General features: G+C 62.2%; 7 protein-coding genes. 3 read left to right on the forward strand and 4 right to left on the reverse strand.

Going from position 1 to position 8,928, the window contains the following annotated elements:
* Positions 1–179: 179 nt before the first annotated feature.
* Together guaA and AX685_RS04115 are read left to right on the forward strand one after the other, a co-directional pair.
* The gene (gene guaA, locus AX685_RS04110; protein ID WP_066485701.1) at positions 180–1,733 is read left to right on the forward strand and encodes a glutamine-hydrolyzing GMP synthase; all 1,554 of its coding nucleotides are present in this window, start codon (positions 180–182) and stop codon (positions 1,731–1,733) included.
* A gap of 291 nt (positions 1,734–2,024) precedes the next feature.
* Positions 2,025–3,281: a tyrosine-type recombinase/integrase gene (locus AX685_RS04115; RefSeq protein WP_037529235.1), complete on the forward strand. Its 1,257-nt coding sequence runs from the start codon at positions 2,025–2,027 to the stop codon at positions 3,279–3,281.
* Here AX685_RS04115 and AX685_RS04120 read toward each other — a convergent pair.
* From AX685_RS04120 to AX685_RS04135, 4 genes are all read right to left on the reverse strand, one after another.
* On the reverse strand, positions 3,253–3,543 hold the full coding sequence (locus AX685_RS04120) for a helix-turn-helix transcriptional regulator (protein WP_037529236.1): 291 nt from the start codon (positions 3,541–3,543) through the stop codon (positions 3,253–3,255). The two genes, AX685_RS04115 and AX685_RS04120, sit on opposite strands and share 29 nt — an antisense overlap.
* Positions 3,544–4,022: 479 nt before the next feature.
* Positions 4,023–5,519 (reverse strand): efflux transporter outer membrane subunit, encoded by a 1,497-nt coding sequence (locus AX685_RS04125; protein WP_066485704.1) that lies wholly within the window; start codon positions 5,517–5,519, stop codon positions 4,023–4,025.
* Positions 5,520–5,526: 7 nt separating this feature from the next.
* Entirely contained in the window at positions 5,527–7,083 is a 1,557-nt protein-coding gene (locus AX685_RS04130) for an MDR family MFS transporter (protein WP_037529238.1), read from the reverse strand.
* Positions 7,084–7,085: 2 nt separating this feature from the next.
* Entirely contained in the window at positions 7,086–8,234 is a 1,149-nt protein-coding gene (locus tag AX685_RS04135; protein ID WP_066485706.1) for an HlyD family secretion protein, read from the reverse strand.
* Between the two features lie 140 nt (positions 8,235–8,374).
* Between AX685_RS04135 and AX685_RS04140 the strand changes: the two genes are divergently transcribed.
* Complete coding sequence (locus AX685_RS04140; protein ID WP_051519962.1) at positions 8,375–8,806, forward strand: MarR family winged helix-turn-helix transcriptional regulator; 432 nt, start codon at positions 8,375–8,377, stop codon at positions 8,804–8,806.
* The last annotated feature ends 122 nt before the right edge of the window (positions 8,807–8,928 follow it).

The following is an 8,928-nucleotide window of genomic DNA, read 5'->3' on the forward strand; positions in this document are numbered from 1 at the left end:
GTCGCGCGCCATTGCCGGCGCCGCCGACGCGACCGCCGCCATGAGGCATACACCCGTCATGAAGGTCTTCACCGCGCTCCTCCCCCCGTCGCCGGCTGCAGAATGCGTGGCGGGGGCGCGGGAAACAAGGGCAATCCCACCCCCTTTCACCCCGCCGCACGAGTCGCTACACGCCCGCCATGGAACACCCCGACAGCATCCTCATCATCGATTTCGGCAGCCAGGTGACCCAGCTGATCGCGCGCCGCGTGCGCGAGGCGGGGGTGTATAGCGAGATCGCGCCGTTTCAGTCCGCTGCCGAGGCGTTTGAACGGATGCAGCCGCGGGGCGTGATCCTGTCGGGCGGCCCCGCCTCGGTTGTGGATGATGGCAGCCCGCGCGCGCCGCAGGCGGTGTTCGACGCCGGTGTGCCGGTGATGGGCATCTGCTACGGCCAGCAGGTGATGATGCAGCAGCTCGGCGGGCGCGTCGACAAGGGGTCGGCGGGCGAGTTCGGTGAGGCCTATGTCGCGGTCGACGGCGACTGCGCGCTGTTCGACGGGCTGTGGCGCACCGGCGAGCAGCATCAGGTGTGGATGAGCCATGGCGACCACGTCGCCGCGCTCGCGCCCGGCTTCGCGCCGGTCGCCTCGTCGAAGGGCGCACCCTATGCGATCGTCGCGGACGAGGTGCGGCGTTATTACGGGATGCAATTCCACCCGGAGGTGGTCCACACCCCCGATGGCACGAAGCTGATCGCCAATTTCGCGCGCCACGTCTGCGGGCTGTCCGGCGACTGGACGATGGCGGAGTTCCGCGCGACCAAGATCGCGGAGATCCGCGCGCAGGTGGGCAGCGGGCGCGTCATCTGCGGCCTGTCGGGCGGGGTCGATTCGGCGGTCGCCGCGGTGCTGATCCACGAGGCGATCGGCGAGCAGCTGACCTGCGTGTTCGTCGACGGCGGCATCCTGCGCGCCGGGGAGGCGGAGCAGGTCGTCGGGCTGTTCCGGGGCGCCTATAATATCCCGCTGGTCCATGTGCAGGCGCAGGACCTGTTCATGGACGGGCTGGCCGGGGTCACCGATCCCGAGGCGAAGCGCAAGTTCATCGGCAAGACCTTCATCGACGTGTTCGAGGCGGAGGCGAAGAAGATCGGCGGCGCCGAATTCCTGGCGCAGGGCACGCTCTACCCGGACGTGATCGAAAGCGTCAGCTTCACCGGCGGCCCCTCGGTGACGATCAAGAGCCACCACAATGTCGGCGGCCTGCCCGAGCGGATGAACATGAAACTGGTCGAGCCGTTGCGCGAATTGTTCAAGGACGAGGTGCGCGCGCTGGGCCGCGAACTGGGCCTGCCGGACGTGTTCGTCGGCCGCCACCCGTTCCCCGGCCCGGGCCTGGCGATCCGCATCCCCGGCGAGGTGACGCGCGAACGCTGCGACATCCTGCGCAAGGCGGATGCGATCTATCTGGAGGAAATCCGCGCCGCCGGCCTGTACGACGCGATCTGGCAGGCGTTCGCGGTGCTGCTGCCGGTACGCAGCGTGGGCGTGATGGGCGACGGGCGCACCTACGACAGCGTGCTGGCGCTGCGCGCGGTGACGTCCACCGACGGCATGACCGCCCAGGCGTTCGAATTTCCCGGCGGCTTCCTCTCGCGCGTCACCACCCGCATCATCAACGAGGTGAAGGGCATCAACCGCGTGACCTACGACTATACGTCGAAGCCGCCCGGCACGATCGAGTGGGAATGATTCGGGGCCATTTTTGGCTATCGCGATCAATCGGCAAAGCTCGGTCAAAGCATTGAAATAAAAAGACTATCTCACGCTATCTATCGAGGTCAATCGCGGAGCAGCGGTTGGCCCTGGCGTCCTGCGTGACGGTATCCGGCAAACTTGCACTTGGCCCAATCCAGCGATACCGTCAGAGGTATTGAAGCCAGTGACGGTATTCTTTCCGCACTAAGCCATTGTAAATCATGCGACAATTTCGGCAGAATTGCCGAAAATCGCCTGACGGTATTTTGCGTAGAGGAGGTCGGTATGCTCACCGATGTTGCCCTTAAGAACCTGAAACCACGCGAAAAAGCATACAAGGTCACGGACCGTGACGGCCTTTATGTTCAGGTCTCAACCTCCGGGACGCTGACGTTTCGGCTGGACTACCGGCTGCATGGGCGACGCGAGACGCTGACGCTCGGGAAGTACGGTCCCTCCGGTTTGTCCCTTGCTCGAGCCCGTGAAGCGACGATCGACGCTAAACGTGCAGTCTTCGAAGGCAGGTCCCCTGCCCAGGAAAAGCAGCGCGACAAACGCCGGATCAAAGAGGCCAAGAGCTTCGGTGAGTTTGGTGAGCGCTGGTTGGTGAAGGCGCCGATGGCGGACAGCACCCGCGCAATGCGGCGTTCGATCTTCGAACGAGAGCTTCTGCCAGTCTGGAAGAATCGGCTGCTGACAGAAATCACGCCGGATGACCTGCGCGCCCACTGCGGCAAGATCGTCGATCGCGGCGCTCCGGCGACTGCGATCCATGTCCGCGACATCCTGAAGCAGATCTACGGATTTGCGATCTTGCACGGCGAGAAGGTCGCCAATCCGGCCGACGATGTCGGCCCCGCCTCGATCGCGAAGTTCGTTCCAAAGGACCGGTCGCTGTCGCCGACGGAAATTCGCGTGATGCTCAAGCAGCTCGACCATGTGGCGACGCTGCCAACGATCCGACTCGGGATGCGCCTCTTTCTGCTGACAATGGTGCGCAAGAGCGAGCTGCAGGATGCGGTCTGGGACGAGGTGGACTTCGAGAACGCCGTGTGGACGATCCCCAAGGAACGCATGAAGCGATCCAAGGCGCATAACGTCTATCTCTCGCAGCAATGCCTCGACATCATGATCGCGTTGAAGACCTGCGCGGGTAACTCGCGCTACCTTCTGCCGTCTCGGTATGATGCGGATGCGCCGATGTCCCGGGCGACCTTTAATCGCGTCACCTATGCCGTCGTGGAGCGTGCGCAGAAGGAAGGCTTACCGCTGGAGCCGTTCACGGTACATGACTTGCGCCGCACCGGATCGACCCTGCTCAACGAACTGGGGTTCAACAGTGACTGGATCGAAAAGTGCCTGGCCCATGAAGATGGGCGATCCTCGCGCGGCGTCTACAACAAGGCGGAGTACGAGCATCAGCGGCGGCATATGATGCAGGAGTGGTCTGATATCATCGATGCTTGGGTGGCGGGGCAGAAGCGCGTGCCGGTCCTGATTCCGCCCTCGATGCCTATGCTCGTGCCTGATCCGGCGCTTTGACGGGGCGCGCCTTGCGCTTGCGTACATCAGGATGCGGCGCGCGGTCGATGGGCGATCGCCGAGCTGTCGCCAGGCGCTCGGTCAGCCACGCTTCGACCTCGGCCAGATCCCACACCACACAGCGCGGGGTGAGCGCAAAGCGACGAGGGAATTCGCCGCGCAGTTCCATCTCGTAGATGGTGGTGTCGGCCAGCGGTATGATCTGCCGAAGCTCATGGCGGCGGATCATCCGCTTTTTGAGGGCCTCAGGTTTCGTCGACATAACTCTACTCCAACGGGATTGGCGTCTGATGCCGATTGGAGCCGATAGACCCGACATGAAAAGAGCGAACACACCGGCGTAGGGCCCGCGGCGGCAATGGCGTACAAATCGGCGGGCTCGTTCTGGTTGTCCCTTGGCCCTAGTCATGCGCAGGACGCAGTCCGTCGAGCGGAGCGACGACGTCAACAAACTGCCGGCGCAGGCTTGCCAGTCCGATTGCCAGAGCCAGGTCTTGCCAATCCGAAAGGCCGCGTATCGTGCGTAGATCAATAAATTGAAGTGAAGAAGCAGTCGCCCTTAATCCTGCGCCAGCTTAACTGCTCAATCTTGAACTCCCGACCGAAGTTGCATCGTCACCTCCCGTTCCATACAGACCGTATTTCGGTGTCGACCACAGCAGCGTCTCCTCAGTCAAGGCGCCGTTATGGTAATTCGGTAACTACCCCAAAGGCGACACCAGGGCATGACAGGCGGAGGGATCACTGATTTGTTCCGATAGACGTGGTCGAGGAATCCGTTGCCAATCCTTGATAGGTCGATTCCTGCCACCCGAGTCCGAGTGATTTTTGGATGGCGATATAACTTGCCGTAAGAGCCGCAACCGCACTTTGAAGGTTTGATGCAGCAAGCACTTTCTGACGACCGGACTCGAGTGCGTCACTGCGGGAAATCACCTGTCGCTGGAAGCGTTGTTGTGTCAAAATGTCTGACTCGTCAGCCGATCGCTTGATCTCGGCGAGCGCTGCCACATTGCGACGTTGCTGTGCAAAGCGCGCGAGCGAATTCTCGGCGTCCTGGAACGCACCTAGAACGACCTGTCGATACTGTGCCTCAGCTTCGTCTCGTCCAGCGCGCGCTTGCGTTATCTGGGCCGAAGTTCGTCCAAAATCGAGCAACCCCCATTGTAGCTGGGGCACGGCAATGTTGGAGATATTTCCCAGATCGACCAGGTCTCCGACAGACGTTCCGCCGATGCCTAGGATCCCCATAAAGCTGATCTTGGGAAAACGCGCTGCTTCAGCGACGCCAATCCGGGCGGTCGTGGCCGCCAGATTGCGCTCGGCGGCGCGTATGTCGGGTCGACGGCGAAGTAGAGAGGCGGGATCGCCGATGGCGACGACCTGTGGTGGCAAGGGGACGTCACGCGGGATAGCCAGCAAGGAATCGAGCCTCCCTGGCGCCTCCCCTGCAAGCACGGCGAGCGCATTGAGATAAATTCCGATCTCCGCCTCAGCCGTAGCGAGATCGCCGTTGGTAGCCTGAATGGCGCGGTTCGCCTGACCAATGGCAAAGGCCGGCACCGTGCCCTGCTGAAAGCGTTGCCGAGCGAGGCCTAGCTGCTGCTTCTGCAGGTCCAGCCCCCCACGAAGTGCAGCGGCGCGCTGCTGCCGGTCCCGCAGATTCGTATAACTTTGCGCAACGTCGGCTGCGAGTTGAACGTGTGCATCTGCCGCGTTGTAGGACGCCGCTGCGGCTAGTGCGTTAGCGGATTCTATTTTTCGGATCTGGCCTCCCGCAAAATCGATTTCCCAATTTGCGTTCAGGCCGAGATTGAAAAACTGGAGAGAGGAATCCGCGTCCTGGGAAGGGGGCGTTGCGCCGTTCCCCTGAGCTGACTGCAGATCGATCCCGGGAAGGTCGGCGAAGATTCCGGTCGCTTGTGCCCCAGCTTTCGGAAAGCGGTTAGCGCGCTCCTGGCGCACGGATGCACGCGCCTGACGGAGTCGCGCCTGGGCGACATCGATCGACGGATTCGCTGCAAGTGCGCGTTGCTCAAGCTCGTTCAGGACCGGATCTTGAAGGGCCGTCCACCACTCAGCAACTGCGGGGTCATTGGTGCTCGTACTCGCGGTCTGGCGCACGAACTTGGATTGGGGGGCGGCGCGATCCAACCCCGGCGGTCCGGCGTAGTCCGGGCCAACGACACATCCGCCGAGCAGCAAGGGGGCGAGAACGAGACCTCTGAAGTTTATCATCGCAGCCTCAATGCATCGCCATGGACTGCCCTTTAGGCAGCGGGCGCAGGAACAAAACGAGTGGAAGCGTGGCTAGTGTCGCAAGCGCCATCGCCAGGAAAATGTCATTGTACGTCATGATGAAGGCCTGCTGCTGAATGGTCCCGGCAAGCGACTGAAGGGCGGCGTCCATCTGGCCGAACGTCCTGGTCATGCCGGCGAGATAATCCTGCAACCTTGGGTCGTTTGCCCAAAGGGTCTCTTCCATCCGTCGGCTATGGAGCGACATTCGCTGGTCCTGAAAGGAGGCCAGGGCGGCCAAAGCGAACGACCCGCCGAGATTTCGTGCGGCATTGAAGATGCCTGATGCATCACCGGCATCCTCCTTGCTGACCGAAGCGATAGTGGCCTGGTTCAGGAACAGCATGGTGAGGATCATGCCGACACCACGCAGTAACTGTCCGGCGGTAAAGGCTTCTCCGGCAGATTCCGCGGTGAGGCTGGTGTTGACGAGGCAGCTGGCGGCCATGAGCGCAAGGCCTGTGCCAACGGCGATCCTGATATCGACGACGCGGATAAGCAGCGGGATGACGGGCATCAGCAGGAAGGCAGGCACACCCATGAGGAAAATCACCTGACCCGTCTCAAGGGCGTTATAGTTAGCGATCAGCGCGAGGAATTGCGGGATGACGAAGGTCGAGCCGTACATCACCATGCCCAGCGCCAGCGCCATGACGACGACGCTGCCGAATTGTCGATTCATCACGATCCGCAGCTTAAGCACAGGCTTGGCGGCCCTGAATTGTCCGATACCCAGCATGACAAAACCAATCAGGGTCATGATCGTCAGCCGGACGATGTACGTCGATTCAAACCATTCTTCACGGTGCCCTTCCTCAAGCACGACCGTCAGTCCTCCCAGGCCGAGGATCATGCCGACGATCCCGAACCAGTCCGCCTCGCGGAAATAGACCCAGTTCGTTTTCTCGTGCGGCAGGCCGAGAAGCAGCAGCAGCAAGAGCAGACCGCAGACCGGCACGTTGACGAAGAAGGCATAATGCCAGCTCAGATTTTCCGTGAGCCAGCCTCCGAGCAGGGGGCCAAGAACCGGACCCAGGATGACGGTCATTCCAAAAAGGGCCATGCCGATTGGCTGTTGCGATGGCGGGAGGCGCTTTGCGACGATCGTCATCGCTGTCGGGATGAGCACGCCGCCCGTGAACCCCTGACCCGCCCTTCCGACGATCATTGTCATCAGATCCGTAGCGGTGCCGCACAGGACCGAGAATCCTGTAAAAGAGGTCACAGAGATGAGGAGAAGTGTCCTCAACCCCAAAAGCCGTTCCAGCCACGCGCTCAGCGGTATGATGATGATCTCGGCAACGAGAAAAGCCGTGGCGATCCACGTTCCTTCCGTGCCGGTCGCTCCGATCTCCCCTTGGATAGTCGGCAGCGCCGAGTTGACGATCGAGATGTCGAGTGTCGCGAGCAGCGCGCCCAGCGCGCCGGCCGCGACCGCGATCCAGGCCGTCGAGTCGGCTCGCTCGGCGCGTAACGTCCCCGGAGATGCAGCAACCGTCGCCACGCTCAGCGCTTCCGACTTACGGCCTGCCGGATTCTCTCCAGGTCGCCTTTGGCCGAACGGGTATCGACAGTAATGCCGACCGACATTCCGGGAACCAGAAGGGGCCTGACTTCGGGCGGCGCATCGATCGCGATACGGACGGGCACGCGCTGAACGATCTTCGTGAAGTTGCCGGTCGCGTTTTGCGGCGGGAGCACGGAGAACTGGGCACCTGTGCCCGGTGCGAAGCTGGCAACCCGCCCTTTCAGCTCGACCCCGGGGAGCGCGTCGACGTCGATGCTGACGGGCTGGCCGACTCGCATGAGACCTAGCTGCGTCTCTTTAAAATTGGCCTCGATGAAGAGGCGCTCCACCGGCACCAGCGTCATCAGGCGCGTTCCGGGCTGTACGAACTGCCCTACCCGGACAGCGAGATCGCCGACGCGACCATCGATCGCTGCCTTGAGCAACGTCGATTCGGTGTTCACACGCGCGGCGGAGAGCTGAGCGCGAGCGGCTTCGGCTTGCGATTGCGCCTGTCGTACCTGCGCACCAAGCGTGCCAACGCGCCTTTCTGCTGCGGTAAGGCCGGCCTGAGCAGCATTGGCGCGCTCATCTGCCTGTCGTGCCTGCGTCTGAAGCTGAGCAAATCGCTCGCCTGGCTCTGCGCCAGACGCCGCCAGCGGCTGATAGCGCGCAACCTGCTGCCGCGCGAAGGCGGCCTCGGCGCGCGCCGAGGCCGCCTGAGCACGCGCCTGGACGATTGTCGCCTGCTGTTCAGCGATCTGCGAACGGCTCGTCTCGACCGCAGCTTTCGCTGTGTCGATCTGGCTGGTGATCTGCTCGCTTTGGGCTCGATATTCGCGAGGGTCCAGTTCTGCCAACTGCTGCCCTTTGCGGACCGCTTGGTTCGCGCTGACAAACACGCGCTCGACATATCCGGCAACTTTCGGGGCCACCACGACAGAGTCCGCCGCCACATAAGCGTTGTCGGTTTTCTGCATGAACTTGCCGCGGTTCTGATGGTCAAAATACCATACCAACCCCGCTCCCACGATCGCGATCGCGACAATCAATAGCGCCAACCGAACCCGTACCGACTTGAGCGGACCGGCGGGCCGCTCACCGACATCGTCATGGTCGCCTGAACCGACTGGGGGATCTTCCACCATTCTATTCCCGATCAACTATCGATTCAAAGAGCCGGGGGACTTGCCACGGCGGCCGAGCTTCGGCAATACCACATTATATGGAACCTCACCAATCGGGTATACGTGGGATCGCAACCACCTTCGGCTGGACCTGGTACAGGATGCGGCGACTGATCGACGCCTATCTTGCCTGTCAGGGTGCATCGATGGCCCAACTAAAACTGCTCGCGTATCTCGCGGAACAACCGCGCCGCTCCACCGACATTGCGAGCTTTTTCGATCAGGCGCCCCGCACTGTCACCCAGGCGATCGACGCGCTCGAACAAAATGGTCTCGTGTCACGATCGCCTGCTCCGGACGATCGCCGGTCCAAACTGGTGCAGATCACAGACGCCGGCCGGGCCACGTTGGGACTGGCCATGCCGCTCTACGACGACATCGTGGGGCAGACCTTCGGAAGCCTGACAGCGGATGAACTCGAGGGCCTCGACGCGGCGATCAAGCATTTGAACCGGCTCGTCGACCATCTGGAGACGAAGGCCAGCGTTCCCGAGACCCAAGTTCCCGCCCCGAAAAGCCGGGCGCATGATTGATCGAACTCCTACTGATGAAGCCGATACGACTGCTCTAAAAGAAAGGGAGCGGTTCGCACAGATTCTCGTCCTGTTCGGGCGGCACGGTCTCAAGGGGCTGGCCGCTCGGCTGGGTCTGGGGG

Origin of the sequence: Sphingomonas sp. CCH9-F2 (genome assembly GCF_001556735.1) — a bacterium.
GTDB lineage: Bacteria > Pseudomonadota > Alphaproteobacteria > Sphingomonadales > Sphingomonadaceae > Sphingomonas > Sphingomonas ginsenosidimutans.

Bases quoted from the DNA above. Each gene is read 5' to 3' on its own strand.
- AX685_RS04115 (WP_037529235.1), top strand. From the start codon at position 2,025: ATGCTCACCGATGTTGCCCTTAAGAACCTGAAACCACGCGAAAAAGCA.
- AX685_RS04120 (WP_037529236.1), bottom strand. From the start codon at position 3,543: ATGTCGACGAAACCTGAGGCCCTCAAAAAGCGGATGATCCGCCGCCAT.
- guaA (WP_066485701.1), top strand. From the start codon at position 180: ATGGAACACCCCGACAGCATCCTCATCATCGATTTCGGCAGCCAGGTG.
- AX685_RS04125 (WP_066485704.1), bottom strand. From the start codon at position 5,519: ATGATAAACTTCAGAGGTCTCGTTCTCGCCCCCTTGCTGCTCGGCGGA.
- AX685_RS04135 (WP_066485706.1), bottom strand. From the start codon at position 8,234: ATGGTGGAAGATCCCCCAGTCGGTTCAGGCGACCATGACGATGTCGGT.
- AX685_RS04140 (WP_051519962.1), top strand. From the start codon at position 8,375: ATGCGGCGACTGATCGACGCCTATCTTGCCTGTCAGGGTGCATCGATG.